The organism is Vibrio sp. 10N.261.51.A3 (assembly GCF_041471965.1).
In the GTDB taxonomy this organism is placed as follows: Bacteria; Pseudomonadota; Gammaproteobacteria; order Enterobacterales; family Vibrionaceae; genus Vibrio; species Vibrio crassostreae_C.
The window spans coordinates 111388-128757 of the sequence record NZ_JBFRPK010000005.1; the positions used below are offsets into that span (position 1 = coordinate 111388).

Below are 17370 nucleotides of genomic sequence, written 5' to 3' on the forward strand. Positions count from 1 at the left end.
TATTTTTTTTGACGCAGCTTAAAGTGCGTGAAATGAGAACTGAGGGCTTTTCCCTCTTTTACCTGAGTTTACCCACAAACATGAAATAGTGTCGACACTTAAGCCCAAAGATTGCCACCTTAATTAACTTGTCGTTGTAAATCCGTCCAAATATTCGCCACCAACCTCTCACAATTAGAACTTTAACTCTATTGAGATCACTTTTTACTCACCTTGAAGTTTTACAAATATTTAATATTTTGTTTACACTTGACTGGTTAGACCTCTTACCTAAAACTTAATAACAATAAGTGATCTCTGAAAAGGAAATCGATCATGAACATATTGCTCTCCCTACTCGGCATGACCGCCATCTTAGGCGTCTGTCTTTACCATAGAGTTAGTCTGGTACGTGCATTAGTTGTATTAACCGGCGCAATGGTAGCATTAACACTGCTTGGCGGCGTGGCTGTTACCGGCTGGCTTTGCTATCTATTAGCCGTTGCGATCTTTGCTGTACCGACCATTCGTCAGACACTGATCAGCCAAAAAGCACTCTCTTTATTTAAGAAAGTTCTACCGGCGATGTCTCAGACAGAAAAAGAAGCACTAGAAGCCGGCACAGTATGGTGGGAAGCAGAGCTGTTCAAAGGCAAACCTGAATGGAAGAAACTTCAGAACATTGCTGACCCGAAACTCTCTGAAGCTGAGCAAGCGTTTTTAGATGGTCCAGTAAATATCGTGTGTGAAATGGTCAATGATTACCAAGTCACTCATGAGCTTGCTGATTTGCCACCAGAAGTATGGCAATACCTGAAAGACCATAAATTCTTCGCCATGATCATCAAGAAAAAATACGGCGGCTTAGAGTTCTCAGCTTACGCTCAATCTTTGGTTCTACAGAAGCTAACAGGCGTTTCTAGTGTATTGTCATCGACGGTTGGCGTACCTAACTCATTAGGCCCTGGTGAGCTTTTACAACACTACGGTACAGAAGAACAAAGAAACCACTACCTGCCTCGCCTAGCGGAAGGTAAAGAGATCCCTTGTTTCGCACTAACTAGCCCAGAGGCAGGCTCTGATGCTGGCTCTATTCCAGATTACGGTGTGGTTTGTAAAGGCGACTGGCAAGGCGAAGAAGTACTCGGCATGCGCCTAACTTGGAACAAGCGTTACATCACTCTCGCGCCTGTCGCGACGGTATTAGGCTTAGCTTTTAAACTTCGTGACCCGGATGGCCTGCTTGGTGATCAAAAAGATCTTGGTATCACTTGTGCGCTTATCCCAACGGATTTAAAAGGCGTAAAGATTGGCAACCGCCACTTCCCACTAAACGTACCTTTCCAAAATGGCCCGACGCAAGGCGACGATCTCTTCGTGCCTATCGATTTCATCATTGGCGGTCAGAAAATGGCCGGTCAAGGCTGGCGTATGCTGGTTGAGTGCCTGTCGGTTGGTCGTGGTATCACACTGCCTTCAAATTCAACTGGTGGCATCAAGTCTGCCGCGCTTGCAACTGGCGCTTACGCTCGTATCCGCCGTCAGTTCAAACAGCCTATTGGCCGCATGGAAGGGGTTGAAGAGCCACTTGCACGCCTTGCAGGTAACGCTTATGTAATGGACGCTGCAAGTAACCTAACCGTTGCGGGCATCGACCTTGGTGAAAAGCCTTCGGTTATCTCTGCAATCGTTAAGTACCACTGTACTCACCGTGGCCAGCGCAGCATCATTGATGCGATGGATATCGTCGGTGGTAAAGGCATTTGTTTAGGCCCATCGAACTTCCTAGCTCGTGGCTACCAAGGCTCGCCTATCGCGATTACGGTTGAAGGCGCAAACATCCTGACTCGTTCAATGATCATCTATGGTCAAGGTGCGATTCGCTGTCACCCTTACGTACTGAACGAAATGGAAGCGGCTTATTCTGAAAGCAGCGATGCGCTTGATAAGTTTGATTCAGCGTTAGCAGGGCACGTTAGCTTTACGATGAGCAACCTAGTCCGCAGCTTGTGGTTTGGTTTAACCGATGGTCGTGGTTCTGATGCGCCAACACCTTCAAATAAAACAGATAAACAGACACAGCGTTACTACCAACAGCTAAACCGCTACAGTGCAAACCTAGCGCTACTGTCTGATATTTCAATGGCAGTTCTAGGCGGATCACTGAAGCGTAGAGAACGTTTATCAGCAAGACTGGGTGATATCTTAAGTCAACTTTACCTCGGTTCAGCAACGTTGAAGCGCTTTGAAAGTGAAGGCAGCCACGCTGAAGATCTACCGTTAGTACATTGGGGGATGCAAGATAGCTTACGTCAGACTGAAGTGGCGATTGATGAGTTCTTAGCGAACTTCCCTAACCCTGTGATTGGTCGTCTGCTTCGTGTTGTGCTAATGCCATTTGGTCGTATCCGTCGTGCTCCAAACGACAAGCTCGATAGCAAAGTTGCGCACATTCTACAAACACCAAGCGAAACACGCTCTCGTATAGGTCGCGGCCAATACCTAGAAGCGACGGAATACAACCCAGTAGGTAAGATTGAAAAAGCGCTAGAAGTGATTCTTCAAGCTGAACCTCTGTTCGACAAAGTCTGCAAAGAGACACATCAAAAACGTGCCTTCTTACGACTTGATCTTGTTGCTCAGTTGGGACTTGAGAAAGGTATCTTAACGCAAGACGAAGCAAATCTTCTGATTAGCGCTGAGGAACATAGACTGTACACGATTAACGTGGATGACTTCTCACCAGAGGAGCTTGCAGCAAAATCTCAGTACCCAGACCAATCGATTGATAACGTCGCTTAAGGCCAGAAAAAGAAACAAAAACGGGACTACTATGAGTCCCGTTTTTTTGTTCATGATTTCGTTGCCACAAATTCCAATGCTTTATCTAGCAGCTTATTCTCTCTAGACAATCTAATCATCTAAGCGAGTTACTTGGGCGCCTTGAGCTGCATCTCAGGTAACGCTTTTTTCTTCGCCTTGACCTTACGAACCACAAACCAAATCAATAAGCCCAATAGAATAGCGACCACATTACCCACCGCAATAATGATCATACTGCGCTGTCTGTCATCTTCACGTTTTTGAAGGATCATCAACTCTGTTGCGATACGCTTCTGTTCAGCAAGAGCTTCTTCTTGAAGACGTCGTGACTCTGCTAAGTCGATATCTTCAACAACGCTGTACGACTGCTCGGTAATTGGAAAAATCAGCGGGCGCTGACTTGAAGCATCAGTGGCATAAACCATCCCTGACCAATTATAAATTCCTAAATCGCCATTATAAGGCACCTCTAAAGCGACTTTCATTGCGTCGACTTCAGCTTGCCCCTGCTTGTACATCACATATTCATCAGAAGCCTTGTGCTCAACATGAACCGCTAACGAGCTCGGTGCGATCATCCCCTGTTCACCAGACACCACAATAGTATGAGGTAAACCCTCTTTTCGTGATTGAATGAAGGTGCTAGTGATCGGTGTTGGGTAAACCAAGACTTCTTGCTCTTGCGCTCGCAGGAACACGCCATTACCAGAGGTAATACGCGCTCGGTATTTACCGGGCTCGATATCAATTGGCAAAGAGACAGTGAACACACCATCTCCGGCCTTTTCATCAAGATCAGCGCCATCATCGGCAAACTCGCCCATCACAACCGGCACCGGGCGCGCTTCTCTCACCAAAGACTCTTCGTTTTCAACAAACTTAGTAAAGGTAACCTTAAGCTTCACGCGATCGAGAAAATCGCGCAGCACCAGCGGCTTGCCATCAGAAGTCAGTCGAGCGGTAAATTTGATGCGCTCTGTTTGATACAACTTATCTGGGAACTCATTAGCATCCAACACAAGATGAGACAGCAGCTTGATATTGTTCTTAGGGGAAACTTTACCTATCGCTTGCCAAGGGCCGGGCATCGGATTGTCGATAGAGATAATGTCCATGGACGATTCTTCGTACCAACGGACATTATCAGCATTGCGCCAAGAGTAGTATTTCTTGCCATCAGGGCGAACCAAAACGACAGGTTTAGAGTTATCGGCTCGATAAATCACAAAGGTGACTTGTTCAATACTGGGATCAACTCTAAAACGGTTGTCCAATAAACTCATAACGGATTCTGTTGCTGCATGTAAGCCAAAACTTAACAGCAATAAGCAACCGGTAGCCAATACCCTTAACATACTTTCTCCCTACTGACGCCAGAGGCAGCTTCCGCTTTTCTCGACGAGATCTAAACGACTTTGATGCGCTTCTACTTCATCGGCCGTAGCTCGTAAAACCTTTAGGGATTTTCGACCACTTTCTACTCTTCGTATGCTTTCGGCTTCGCCTTCCTGTTGACCAGCGTTAAATTGCAGCGAAGTTTGACCACCCGTCATCAATAAGTAGACGTCGGCTAGGATCTCCGCATCGAGCAATGCGCCGTGGAGAGTACGGTGCGAGTTATCGATACCGTAACGGTCACATAAGATATCTAGGTTGTTTCTTTTACCTGGGAATATCTTCTTCGCCATTGCCAAGGTATCGGTAACTTTACAGTAGTCATCCGTTTTACCTATCGCTGGGTTGAGCTTCTCAAACTCATAGTCCATGAAGCCCGTATCGAAGGGCGCGTTATGAGCCACCAGCTCCGCACCTTTGATAAAGTCGAGAAACTCTTTATGAATGTCTTGGTATTCAGGCTTATCAATCAAGAATTCATCGGTAATACCGTGAACGCCAATCGCCTCTTCTTGAATCGCACGATCGGGCTTGATGTAGACGTGGAAATGACGCCCGGTCAGCCTACGGTTGATGATCTCTACTGCACCAATTTCAACGATGCGGTGACCCATATAGTGAGGGCCACCTTCTGTATTCATACCGGTGGTTTCGGTATCGAGTACAACAATGCGCTTATTTTCGTTCGAACTGTTTTTTTCGTTCGTGCTTTGTTCTGGAGTGCTACTGGTATTCATAAGGATAACTGTGTCAGACTATGCCGATAATGTGCTTGAGGTAATAGTATCAAATCATGACGAAACAAGTTGAAATTTTCACTGATGGTTCTTGTTTAGGCAACCCTGGTCCCGGCGGCTATGGCATCGTACTTCGCTACAAAAAAGTCGAGAAGACGCTAGCAGAAGGTTTCACGCTAACAACCAATAACCGTATGGAAATGCTCGCCGCTGTCGTGGCTCTTCAAACCCTCAAAGAACCTTGCTCTGTGATTCTGACCACAGATAGCCAATACGTGCGTCAAGGCATCACACAGTGGATTCATAACTGGAAAAAGCGTGACTGGAAAACAGCCGACAAGAAACCGGTTAAAAATGCCGATCTGTGGCAAAGGCTCGATAAAGAAACCGCTCGCCATAGCGTTGATTGGCGCTGGGTAAAAGGACACGCGGGACACAGAGAAAACGAAATGTGTGATGATTTAGCGCGAAATGCAGCGGAGAATCCGACTCTAGAAGATACGGGCTATCAACCAAGCTAATCATCTTTTAAATGAGATGCAGATTTCAGAAACAGATTCATACTTTCCAAACCTGATTGATAGTTTCCTAACCTGATTGATAGCTTCTTAAACTAGTTGATAATTGATTAACCTAATTAATAGATGAAAAGCCGACTACTAGTCGGCTTTTTCTGTTTTCAACGGATATGAAGCTTTAGCTGAATCCATGGTAGGACGCGTATTGGTCCTAAAGCTTGCTCCAACCGGAGAGAAACGTCGCTTAAGGTGCCAATGTGGCTTGATAGGCTTAAGTGGGTAAGTTCGTTTACGAGCAACAATAAAGTATTGGCTGCCAGCAAAGGAAGCACAGCCGCCTAAACTATTCTCCAACCACGTCCACATCGCCTGATACTTACTCATCGGAAATAGTGCATAGGTATCGCAGTGAATCACTTCGTAGTTCAATACACCTAACCAGTCTTTAATTCGGTTTGGCGTGTACATACGTCCACTCCAGGGTAAGCTGTTCTTTCGCCAAGGCATCAAACTGGCAAGCCCAGTCACACTGAAAGGGTTAAAACCGGTAATGATGATATAGCCATCGTCCATCATCACTCGGTCGACTTCTCTCAATAATCGATGCGGGTCATTGCTATAATCTAATTGATGACTGAGCACCACAACATCAAAGCTTTTCTCCAAAAAGGGTAAATTATAGCCATCCGCTATCACATTATGTAATGGGTTCTGGATATCTAGGTTTACTTGATGTTGAATGTTGCATGTGCAGCTAGAAATCTCACTACTGAGGCCACCGAGCTTGAGCATATGGTAACCAAATAGCTTTGGGCACCACTCATCGAGTCGAGTTTGAATAGATTCTCTCAACCAGTCTCCATTGTGCAATTGCGCCCAAGTGTAAGGACGTTCAAACTTCTTTCTGCTACGTGCTGGCTTCATCAATAATCTGTCTCACTTATTCTGTCGCACTAATAGTGACTGGAGAACCAATAATGTTACATATCAAAAGCATACCTGCATTTAACGACAATTACATCTGGCTGATTCAAAATAGCGATCGCCGTTGTGCTGTCGTCGATCCCGGCGATGCAGCTCCAGTATTAGAGTACTTGGCACACCATGAGCTAACTTTAGATGCAATCTTGATTACACACCACCACCACGATCACATTGGTGGTGTTCCAGAACTCGTTAGACAATTTCCCGGCGTGGATGTTGTCGGTCCAAGGAATGAACCTATCCCTACCTTAACTCATCCGGTCGATGATGGTGATCAATTAGAACTGTTTGGCGAAGTATTCCTCGTCCTAGGGCTCAGTGGCCATACTGCGGGTCATATTGGTTATGTGGGCGATGCCAAACTGTTTTGTGGTGATGTGTTGTTCTCTGCGGGCTGTGGCCGAATCATGGAAGGCACACCACAACAGATGTTCGATGCACTGAATAAGATCACGGCTCTGCCTCAAGAAACCGAAGTTTATTGTGCACATGAGTACACTGCAGCCAATATCGCTTTCGCATTAGCCGTAGAGCCTGATAACCAACATTTGCAGCAATATCGCGACCAAGTGAACCGACTTCGCGCTCAAAATAAGTCGACCATCCCCACAAATTTGAGACAAGAGAAGTTTGTGAACCCCTTCCTGCGCTATACCGAGCCAAGTGTAGTGAAATCAGTGTCTAATCGCACCGAGCAGACCGATCCTTTATCGGTATTCACCGCTTTACGTGCGTGGAAGAACGAATTTTAACAAATACAGACTTGTCACTCATAGGGGGTGGCAAGTATTATCATCGGCCGTTAATTAAAAAGGCTGTAACATGCGAGTTAAGTACAGCTGGGCTTTGGTATTACTACTTTCTGGTTGCCAATTAACTCAGTCAGAGAATCCAGACCAAGCTTCCGAGCAAACCAACACATCTCCTACTAAAGAAGTTTCTCAAGCGAACGTTTCATCAGAAGCAACAGCCAAAGAAGATCAAAAAGTTGAAGCACCTGTCGTTACTCCACAAACACAAGAAGATGTTTGGAAACGCATTGCGATGCAACTTGAAATGGAAGTGCCAGACCAAAAGAAGGTCGACTACTACCGAACTTGGTACCTCAAGCACCCGAGTCATCTAAAAACCGTATCAAAGCGTGCTGAACCTTTCCTATATTTGATCACCACTAAGATTGAAGAAAAAGGCTTACCACTAGAACTGGCACTATTGCCCGTTGTAGAAAGCTCTTTCGATGCGTTTGCCTATTCTCATGGCAGTGCTGCAGGTCTATGGCAGTTCATTTCAGGCACAGGCAAAGACTACGGTCTTGAACAGAACTTTTGGTATGACGGCCGCCGCGATGTTGCCGCCTCTACCGACGCCGCATTGGACTTCCTCTCAGATCTTAACCGACGTTTCGATGGCGACTGGAACCATGCGATTGCTGCCTATAACAGTGGTGGTGGTCGAGTAAACAGTGCAATCCGTAAGAACAAGAAGCTTGGCAAACCAATCGACTTCTTCTCTCTGGACTTACCAAAAGAGACCAGCAGCTATGTACCTAAACTGCTTGCTCTAGCTGATGTCATTGCCAACCAAGAAAAGTATGGCATCGATATTCCGGCGATCCCGAACAAGCCAGTGCTGACTCTGGTTAACCCTGAAGAACAGCTTGATTTAGCCATTGCTGCGAACTACGCAGGCATTCCTGTCAAAGAACTGCAAGGTTACAACCCGGCTTACAACCAATGGGCGACAGCACCAGAGAAACACCAACAACTATTACTTCCTTTAGACTCAGTTGAAAGATTCAACAAAGAAGTCGCTGCCAATAAAGGCAAAGGCATGAAGTTGGTGCGTTACAAGGTTCAATCTGGTGACAGCATTAGCGTACTGGCAGGCAAATATAACACCACCAGCAAAGTGATCCGCTCTGCGAACGGTTTGAGCAACAACAATATTCGTATTGGCCAGCACTTACTTATCCCAACATCCACCAAAGACGACAAGACATACGCCCTAAGCGCTTCAAATCGCCTAGCAAGCACACAGTCAAAGAGTCGTGGTCAATATAAGCTTAGCCATACTGTAAGAAGTGGGGACAGCCTATGGACGATTGCACGCGCAAATAAGGTCTCTCATCAATCACTGGCTAAGTGGAATGGCATGGGACCACGCGACACGCTTAGAGTTGGTCAAGAACTGGTCATTTGGAAAAATGGCTCAGACGGCGCCATCATCCGTACGATCTTTTATAACGTAAGATCAGGTGACACAGTCAGCGGTATTGCATCAAAGTTCAAAGTAAAAAGTACAGATGTTGTAAAATGGAACACTTTGCAGAACAAAAAATACCTACAGCCAGGACAAAAACTGAAGCTGTATGTTGATGTAACTAAGGTAAGTGTATGAACCCGTCAAGTAACCCACTCGTCATGCTGTTGGATATATTCCGTTCACCAACAGCTTGTTTCTTAGCGCTTTATCAACGAAGTGCTTGGGGATGGCAACCCTACGTCGTATTAATGCTCAGCCCATTTTTGTTTTGGGGTGCTTATTTTTCGAATGTAGATTTTGCCTGGTTAAGTGCAGAGCTATCGCAGCAACTGGCTCAAACGAACCCTGACCAATTGGCGTTACTTGACAGCAATACCTTACTCGCAAGTGAAATCATCAGCGACGTATTTGGCCGAACATTAACCATCGTTCTATTGGCATTCTGGTTTAACCTAGCAACCAAGCCAAGCCAACATCAGCACAGCTTTTGGCGATGGTTTGCAGCGGCATCTGTTGTTATATTCCCAGCTGTTTTAGGTGATGTAGCAAGCTACGCAAGCCTGATACTCAAGCATGGACATGTGATGAACTACGCTGCCGACTTGAACAGCTTAAATGGCTTGATCAAGTTACCGTTAACCAATGATTGGTCGCAGTTTGCTAGCTCATTACCACTGCTTCTGCCATGGTACATCGTGCTAGGTTATGCTGCGGTATTAACGTGGACTGAGTTTGAACGCGGGCAAGCGCTTGTGATTTCAGGCTTACCATGGGTTGGCTACTACCTAATCTGGGCGCTCTACATTTTAATCTTTTAAGTTGAAGAGATAAGGCTAGCGAAAACTCTCTAGCCTAATGTTCCGTTAGATTTCCCAAGGTAACCACCGTGCGAATGGTTAAGTTCCAATGACTAATAGCTAATCACTATTTAGCCTTAAAGGTCACTTGCATAGGGTTATGATCAGAAGCGTCCGTAATGGGCGCTTTTGCTTTTTCTACCAATAGCCCTCGATAAAACACGTGGTCGAGCACCAGTCCTGTAATGAACTGAGTTCTGTTATCTGTCTCAAAGGCAACTTCCGTCAAACCAACCTTCTCCAACGCATCTTTCAATACAGCAAAGCGAGCTTCACTCCAGCTATTAAAGTCCCCAGCAAAAATAACCGGCCCACGATACTTTTGCAGATTGTCAGTTAAGCTCTTGAGCTGAGCCTCGTAATCTTCCGTACCAAAGGTAAAGTTCACAGCGTGGATATTAATCACAGCCAGCTCTTCGCCATTGCTTAGTTGGTAACGCGACCAAAGCGCAGATTTAGGTAGTTGAAGCCAAGGTTCTTCATGAGTATAAGCACACGCTTCAATCGGCAAATGAGTTGCTAGGTTGAGTACCCCAGCACTTTGCTCAAAGGCCTCAAACGCATTAACACGTGTGCTTCCCCACTGGCCGCTCGTTACCCATTGGCGAAGTCCTTCTGTCATACTCGCTTCTTGCAGCAAGACTAAATCGCTACCTGCCGACAGCTTATTTAACTCACTCTGCCAATTATTTCGGTTTTGCTTGTAGATATTCCACACCGTAATGTCTAAGCCATCAGACACATCAATCGCTTTCGGTGCAGAGTTTTGGTAGCAACTGTAGATGTCGTTACTGGTACTTTGAGAGGAAGTGATTAGATTGGGTTTATTCGGGATCACGAAGATAAAATGAAAACTAACGACAGCAAGCGTTATCAATAACGTGATAACAATGATGGTTTTCTTAAACATACAACACCCTACCAGAAATGAAAAAGGAGCGATAAACGCTCCTTTTAGGGTAATAGTTTTTTTATACGGCGTCTTCGTCTTCTTCGCCAGTACGAATACGTACCACACGTTCAACTTCAGTAATGAAGATCTTACCGTCACCAATTTTACCTGTTTGAGCCGTCTCGATGATGGTATCAACACATTGGTCAGCCACTTCGTCGGTCACAACGATTTCTAGTTTCACTTTAGGTAAAAAGTCGACCATGTACTCTGCGCCGCGGTATAGCTCAGTATGACCTTTTTGACGTCCAAAGCCTTTAACTTCAGATACTGTCATACCCGTAATACCCACTTCTGCAAGTGCTTCACGTACATCATCAAGTTTGAATGGCTTGATAATGGCTTCAATCTTTTTCATGTTCATCCCTTAAACTGTGCGAATGGCTCATTATCGGTTAGCTATAGTAAACATTCAATGAAAAAAGCCAGAGCTTTAAAGCTCTGGCTCGAAATTTATCATCTTGTTTAATCAGCGCTTTGAGAAGGTTTTACTTAAGGCTTGCGTAGTAAGCGGCTAGATTCGCGATGTCTTCATCACTGAGCATTGAAGCTTGAGCCTGCATTACAGCGGCTAAACCACCAGTGCGCTGGCCGTTCTTGTAAGCCTTAATCGATGAAGCGATGTATTGCTCGTTTTGACCTTTAAGGTTTGGATAGCCAGGGATCACTGCGATGCCGTCTGCACCATGACATGCCGCACAGATTGCTGCTTTAGCTTGACCCGCAGCAACATCAGCCGCAAGAGCGTTACCACTCAATAGTCCAAATCCAAGAACTAATCCTAGTGTAATTTTCTTCATTGCATATTCCATTAATTATTTTTATTAAAGTGACGTCGAATTGTGACACAAACTTTTTCTACTTGCTCCAAAGCGCTTCACAATCTTGACCTTCGTAGTTTTTATCTACGAATAAACCTAAAACAGCGATCACTCGATCGCCATCCATTAATATCGGCGTTCTGCGTCTTAACCAACTGGGTACTTGGTACTCTTGAAACAACTTCTTCAGCTTCCTGCTATGACCGCGCCCAACAGGGTGTGCTGACAATCCCTCAGGGTTAAAGATCACTCGCAATGTTCTGCTCGCTGTGTTGAGACTAAAACGTAAACGTTGCACATCACGGTGGTTAGACACACCATCACTCGCCGCTGAAGTTAAGTTTAGCTCCCCTAAACCATCAGGCAGAACTAAGCTCTCTTCCATCGAGATATCGCTTTGCCAGTTCGACAAGTCTTTGGTCTCTTTGACGACATAGAGCTGATGATTAAAACGTCTAACCTCAACCTCATTCAACACTAACTTAGGATTGGCGTCCGCCTGAGCACATGCCACCTCATCCCATATAAGTTTGAGCTGCTTTTGGCTCGGCATCGGTTGATTACAGTGGCTCAGCCACATTCTTAATAGGCGTGCACGCAGTAAATCAGAGTGCTGAGATAATACCTCAATACTTAAGCTGTGCTTCTCAGTTAAAGCTTGTTGTAAGTGAGACTCAAGCAACTCATCCAACAGTAACTCTTGCTCTGCACATAGCTGAGCGCTGCGACTGACCGACTCTCGGAAACTAGGCCAACGCTCGGTCAGTGTCGGAGTGACTTGATGACGAATAAAATTGCGGTCAAAGCGAACGTCTTGATTACTCTCGTCTTCTACCCAAGTTAAAGCCATATCGCGCGCCGCCCCTTCAATATCCGTTCTCGTCACCGACAGCAGTGGGCGAACGATATGAGCATTAGCAAACGGCATCATTTTCGCCATTGAAGAGAGCCCTTTCGGACCACTGCCACGCTTCAACGCCAACAAGAAAGTCTCTACTTGGTCATCGATGTGCTGGCCTGTGACTAATACATCGCCTTGTCTAATATGCTTTTTAAAGGCTTGGTATCGCGCGTCTCGAGCCAGCTTTTCAACGCTTTCTCCACGGCTAATATCTAGCGAGACTCGTTCAATGAACAAGGATACCGACAAAGCATCACACCATGTTTTGCACTGCTCTGCCCAATAATCAGCATTGTTGCTTAAGCCGTGGTGAACATGTACCGCACAGCAATCGATGTGATGGGACTTAGCGAATTGGGCAGCCAACTCCAACAACACTCGTGAATCGACACCACCACTGAAAGCGACGATCAACCGACAAGGCTTAAGCGCGCTTTGATCAAGTACAGATGTGAAGGTATCAATTAAGTGTGTCATGAGGCTAATAAACCAAGAGATCGTGTTTTAAGGGATAATGTTTTAATAATAAAAAAGGGTTGGCACTGAGTCCAACCCTTTCATCATTTGTTCGTATAGCTAGCCTTATCGCTAAGGCAAGTTATCAGCAGTAGCCGTAGCTCATTAGACGCTGGTAACGACGCTCAAGCAGCGTTTCGTTATCAAACTGCTCTAGCTCTTCTAGCTGTTTAACTAACATGTCTTTCATGTTTTGAGCGGTTTGTGCAGGGTCGCGGTGCGCGCCACCTAGAGGCTCAGGAATGATTTCGTCGATAAGCTCAAGCTCTTTAAGACGAGGAGCAATCAGGCCCATCGCTTCAGCTGCTTGTGGTGCTTTATCTGAATCGCGCCATAAGATTGAAGCACAACCTTCTGGAGAGATTACTGAGTACGTAGAGTACTGAAGCATGTTCACGTAGTCACCAACACCAATCGCTAGTGCGCCACCAGAACCGCCTTCACCCACAACGTTACAGATAACAGGAACTGAAAGGCCAGCCATCACTTTTAGGTTTTTAGCGATAGCTTCAGATTGACCACGCTCTTCAGCACCAACACCTGGGTATGCGCCCGCTGTGTCGATGAAAGTAATAATAGGCATGTTGAAACGCTCAGCAGTTTCCATTAGACGTAGCGCCTTACGGTAACCTTCTGGCTTTGGCATACCAAAGTTACGGATCACTTTCTCTTTAGTCTCACGACCTTTCTGGTGACCAATAACCATAACAGGACGGCCATTTAGACGAGCCATACCACCCACAATAGCTTTGTCGTCAGCGTAAGCGCGATCGCCCGCCATCTCTTCAAACTCTGTGAATGCATGCTCCAGGTAATCTTTGGTGTAAGGACGTTGAGGGTGACGAGCAAGTTGAGCTACCTGCCATGCACCTAAGTCACTAAAGATTTTCTGTTTAAGCTCTAAGCTTTTTTTCTCTAGTTGTTCGATTTCTTTGTCTAGATCTACCGCTGTGTCACCACCGTGACGCGAAACGTCACGTAGCGCTTCGATTTTTGCTTCAAGTTCAGCGATAGGCTTTTCAAATTCTAGAAAGTTCAGGCTCATCTATGAATCCTTGTTGATTCAGCTCCGCATTCGCGAAGCTAAATTTTAGTTAAATTCGAGTTCTACTTGGCTATTTCCAAGCAGCTGTTTTAATTCGTCTAGTAATGTATCACTTGGCGTCACGCGCCATTCTGTGCCCAATGTTAACCGCGCTCTAGCGTCGGCACGCTGGTAGTATACATTGACTGGGACCGTTCCGGCTCTATAAGGTTCTAAGATTTGACTAAAGCGTTCAAAAAATTGACCGTTAATTTGGGATTGGTCGATAGATATCGACACCCCACGAGCATATTTCTCACGGGCGCTTCCTAAGTCCATGACCTCGCGCGCGGACATTTTAAGCCCGCCATTGAAATCATCAAAGCTGACCTGTCCGGAAACGACCACAATTTTGTCTTTTTCGAGCAATTCTGCGTAGCGATCGAGCGCATCCGAGAACAACATCACTTCCATTCGGCCCGAACGGTCATCAAGTGTCATCAAACCAATTCGCGTGCCGCGCTTCGTCGTCATCACTCTCGCAGCAATCACCAAGCCTGCAATTGTTAGTGATTGGTCACGACGCGTTGGCGTGGCATCTTTCAAACGACAGCTGGTGTATTTCGCTAACTCTTTGATGTAAGCGTTAACCGGGTGACCCGTTAAATACAAACCAAGCGTTTCACGTTCACCTTCAAGCCAAACCTTCTCAGGCCATTTAGGCACTTGGGTATACTTGTGTTCAACCTCTTCCGGAGCGTCGGTCAACACGCCAAACATATCAGATTGACCAAAAGACTCGGCATGGTGATGTTGACTCGCTGCCTTCACCGCATCTTTCAAAGATGCCATCATCGCCGCTCGGTGAGGACCTAATCTATCTAAGGCTCCGGATAGAATCAACTTTTCGATAACACGTTTATTAACCTTCTTCAGATCAAGACGTGCACAGAAGTCGAATAAGTCTTTAAAGTAACCACCTTTATTTCGCGCTTCAATAATCGCTTCAATAGGGCCTTCACCGACCCCTTTGATCGCACCGATGCCATAAACAATCGCGCCATCTTCATCCACGTTAAAGCGGTACAGACCCGAGTTGATATCTGGTGGTAAAAGCTTGAGCTTCATACGGAAACATTCATCAACAAGGCCAATAACCTTCTCGGTGTTATCCATATCTGCCGTCATTACCGCAGCCATAAATTCCGCTGGGTAGTGCGTTTTCAGCCATAGCGTTTGATAAGAAACCAGTGCATATGCTGCGGAGTGAGATTTGTTAAAGCCGTAGCCCGCAAATTTCTCTACCAAGTCAAAGATCTTCATGGCCAGCTCGCCATCAACACCATTGGCTTCAGCACCCTCTTTAAAGGTACCACGCTGCTTTGCCATCTCTTCTGGCTTTTTCTTACCCATCGCACGACGCAACATATCCGCTCCACCAAGCGTATAGCCAGCAAGGATCTGTGCGATTTGCATTACCTGCTCTTGATACAGGATGATGCCGTACGTAGGTTCTAGCGTCTCTTTCAGCGATTCGTGTTGCCACGTTTCATCAGGGTAAGAAACCGCTTCACGGCCGTGTTTACGGTCGATAAAGTTATCTACCATGCCTGATTGCAGAGGACCCGGACGGAACAGGGCTACCAATGCGATAATATCTTCAAAACAGTCGGGCTGTAGACGTTTGATAAGGTCTTTCATACCACGCGATTCCAGCTGGAATACCGCGGTGGTTTCAGAATTTTGTAATAGGTTAAATGACGCTTGGTCATCAAGAGGAATCGACTCGATACGAACCGGCTCTTTGCCTTCTTTCTTCAGGCGAGGGTTTACAAGGCCTAACGCCCAATCGATGATGGTCAGAGTACGTAGACCCAAGAAGTCGAACTTAACCAAACCGGCGGTTTCAACGTCATTCTTATCGAATTGCGTTACTGGGAAGTTACCTTCTGCATCGGCATAGATTGGCGCAAAATCGGTGATCGTGGTGGGTGAGATAACAACACCGCCCGCGTGCTTACCGGCATTTCGCGTACAACCTTCAAGGATGCGACACTTATCGATCAGCTCACGAACTTCTTCATCGCCATCGTAAAGCTCTGGCAATGCAGGTTCAGCAAGGAATGCTTTCTCTAGCGTCATACCCGGATCTGGCGGTACAAGCTTTGAAATTCGATCGACGAAACCAAACGGGTGACCCAGTACACGGCCTACATCGCGGATTACCGCTTTTGCCGCCATGGTACCAAAGGTGATGATCTGAGAAACGGCATCACGACCGTACATTTCAGCCACGTGATCAATAACTTGGTCACGCTTATCCATACAGAAGTCGATATCGAAATCGGGCATGGATACACGTTCTGGGTTCAAGAAACGTTCGAAAAGTAGATCGTATTCAAGTGGATCGAGATCGGTGATATCCAAGGCGTAAGCGACTAGAGAGCCGGCACCAGAACCACGGCCAGGACCTACTGGCACATCGTTGTCTTTTGACCACTGGATGAACTCCATTACGATCAAGAAGTAACCTGGGAAACCCATGTTGTTAACAACTTCGAGCTCAATCTTGAGTCGCTCATCGTATTCCGGTCTGCGCTCAGCACGCACTTTTTCATCTGGGAATAGGAACGCTAGACGTCGCTCAAGGCCTTCTTCAGATTTCTTGATCAAGAAGTCTTCAATCGCCAAACCTTCCGTTGGGAAGTTAGGCAGGAAGTACTCGCCCAGACGAACCGTTACATTACAACGCTTAGCAATCTCAACACTGTTCTCAAGTGCTTCAGGGATATCGGAGAACAACTCGCACATCTCTTCTTCGCTACGAAGATACTGTTGCGCGCTGTAATTTTTAGGACGACGAGGATCGACCATAGTGAAACCATCATGAATTGCCACGCGGATTTCATGGGCATCAAACAGGTCTTCAGTTAGGAATACTACTTCGTTGGTTGCAACAACAGGCAAGTCTTCCTGCTCAGCAAGTTCTAGTGCAAAGTGCAGATAAGACTCTTCATCGGCACGCCCTGTACGAATCAACTCTAAATAAAAGCGATCGGGGAAGTGAGTCTTGTAAAACTCGACACTGCTCGCGACGAGATCACGGTTACCTTTCAGCAATGCCTTACCGATCTCACCTTCCTTCGCACCGGATAAGATGATCAATCCTTCAGCGTTTTCGATTAACCACTCTTTGTCGATCACCGGCTGATGTTGCACGTGACCACGCAAGTAAGCTTTTGAAATCAGCAAGGTAAGGTTGTTATAACCTTTGTTATCAGACGCCAACACCGTCAGTTTCGTCAGTTCATCTCCAAATTCTGGAGATTGCATGAGGAAATCAGCACCAATAATTGGCTTAACCCCACACCCATGGGCAGTACCGTAAAACTTCACCAAACCACACAGGTTAGTGAAATCGGTCAATGCTAGGGCGGGCATACCCATTTCAGCGACTTTCTTAACTAACGGTGGCACCTTAGACAGGCCATCCACCATAGAAAAGTCACTGTGTACGCGTAGGTGAACAAATTTTGGATCTGACATTATTTTTCCTGAGTTCTAGGCTAGGGCCTAGGATTACAACTGAGTGTATTCTATT

Annotated in this window: 14 protein-coding genes; 5 read left to right on the plus strand and 9 right to left on the minus strand. The window is 46.1% G+C overall.

The annotated features are described in order from the left end of the window. The first annotated feature begins 315 nt into the window (after positions 1-315). Positions 316-2781 carry an acyl-CoA dehydrogenase FadE gene (fadE, locus tag AB4371_RS02175; RefSeq protein ID WP_372148761.1) on the plus strand — a complete coding sequence of 822 codons (2466 nt, stop codon included), beginning with the start codon at positions 316-318 and terminating at the stop codon, positions 2779-2781. A gap of 128 nt (positions 2782-2909) precedes the next feature. On the opposite strand, the gene AB4371_RS02180 is transcribed toward fadE, so the two are convergent. Beyond that, on the minus strand, positions 2910-4157 hold the full coding sequence (locus AB4371_RS02180; protein WP_065583988.1) for a TIGR03503 family protein: 1248 nt from the start codon (positions 4155-4157) through the stop codon (positions 2910-2912). A 9-nt stretch (positions 4158-4166) separates the two neighbouring features. Then, positions 4167-4934, minus strand: coding sequence for a DNA polymerase III subunit epsilon (gene dnaQ / locus AB4371_RS02185; protein WP_017060722.1), 768 nt, complete (start codon positions 4932-4934; stop codon positions 4167-4169). Positions 4935-4990: 56 nt separating this feature from the next. Between dnaQ and rnhA the strand changes: the two genes are divergently transcribed. After that, positions 4991-5455: a ribonuclease HI gene (gene rnhA / locus AB4371_RS02190; protein ID WP_372106396.1), complete on the plus strand. Its 465-nt coding sequence runs from the start codon at positions 4991-4993 to the stop codon at positions 5453-5455. A 138-nt stretch (positions 5456-5593) separates the two neighbouring features. On the opposite strand, the gene AB4371_RS02195 is transcribed toward rnhA, so the two are convergent. Further along, positions 5594-6376, minus strand: coding sequence for a class I SAM-dependent methyltransferase (locus AB4371_RS02195; RefSeq protein ID WP_372131167.1), 783 nt, complete (start codon positions 6374-6376; stop codon positions 5594-5596). A 53-nt stretch (positions 6377-6429) separates the two neighbouring features. Between AB4371_RS02195 and gloB the strand changes: the two genes are divergently transcribed. The 3 genes from gloB to AB4371_RS02210 all read left to right on the plus strand — a co-directional run bounded on the left by gloB (position 6430) and on the right by AB4371_RS02210 (position 9516). Continuing rightward, positions 6430-7188, plus strand: coding sequence for a hydroxyacylglutathione hydrolase (gene gloB, locus AB4371_RS02200; RefSeq protein WP_017060725.1), 759 nt, complete (start codon positions 6430-6432; stop codon positions 7186-7188). Positions 7189-7258: 70 nt separating this feature from the next. Continuing rightward, entirely contained in the window at positions 7259-8833 is a 1575-nt protein-coding gene (locus AB4371_RS02205; RefSeq protein ID WP_372083577.1) for a LysM peptidoglycan-binding domain-containing protein, read from the plus strand. Then, positions 8830-9516 (plus strand): YIP1 family protein, encoded by a 687-nt coding sequence (locus tag AB4371_RS02210; RefSeq protein WP_017060727.1) that lies wholly within the window; start codon positions 8830-8832, stop codon positions 9514-9516. The genes AB4371_RS02205 and AB4371_RS02210 overlap by 4 nt, the downstream gene beginning before the upstream one ends. Positions 9517-9622: 106 nt before the next feature. Here the strand turns inward: AB4371_RS02210 and AB4371_RS02215 are convergent, their stop codons facing one another. From AB4371_RS02215 to dnaE, 6 genes are all read right to left on the minus strand, one after another. Further along, positions 9623-10465, minus strand: coding sequence for an endonuclease/exonuclease/phosphatase family protein (locus tag AB4371_RS02215; RefSeq protein WP_372148764.1), 843 nt, complete (start codon positions 10463-10465; stop codon positions 9623-9625). A gap of 61 nt (positions 10466-10526) precedes the next feature. Beyond that, on the minus strand, positions 10527-10865 hold the full coding sequence (gene glnB / locus AB4371_RS02220; RefSeq protein WP_017063373.1) for a nitrogen regulatory protein P-II: 339 nt from the start codon (positions 10863-10865) through the stop codon (positions 10527-10529). Positions 10866-10995: 130 nt separating this feature from the next. Then, positions 10996-11319 carry a cytochrome c gene (locus AB4371_RS02225; RefSeq protein WP_170791809.1) on the minus strand — a complete coding sequence of 108 codons (324 nt, stop codon included), beginning with the start codon at positions 11317-11319 and terminating at the stop codon, positions 10996-10998. 46 nt (positions 11320-11365) lie between these two features. Then, positions 11366-12706 carry a tRNA lysidine(34) synthetase TilS gene (tilS, locus tag AB4371_RS02230; RefSeq protein ID WP_372148767.1) on the minus strand — a complete coding sequence of 447 codons (1341 nt, stop codon included), beginning with the start codon at positions 12704-12706 and terminating at the stop codon, positions 11366-11368. A gap of 124 nt (positions 12707-12830) precedes the next feature. Next, positions 12831-13790, minus strand: a complete 960-nt coding sequence (gene accA / locus AB4371_RS02235) for an acetyl-CoA carboxylase carboxyl transferase subunit alpha (protein ID WP_017060731.1) — start codon at positions 13788-13790, stop codon at positions 12831-12833. 45 nt (positions 13791-13835) lie between these two features. Next, positions 13836-17315 (minus strand): DNA polymerase III subunit alpha, encoded by a 3480-nt coding sequence (gene dnaE, locus AB4371_RS02240; protein ID WP_102394428.1) that lies wholly within the window; start codon positions 17313-17315, stop codon positions 13836-13838. Between the last annotated feature and the right edge of the window lie 55 nt (positions 17316-17370).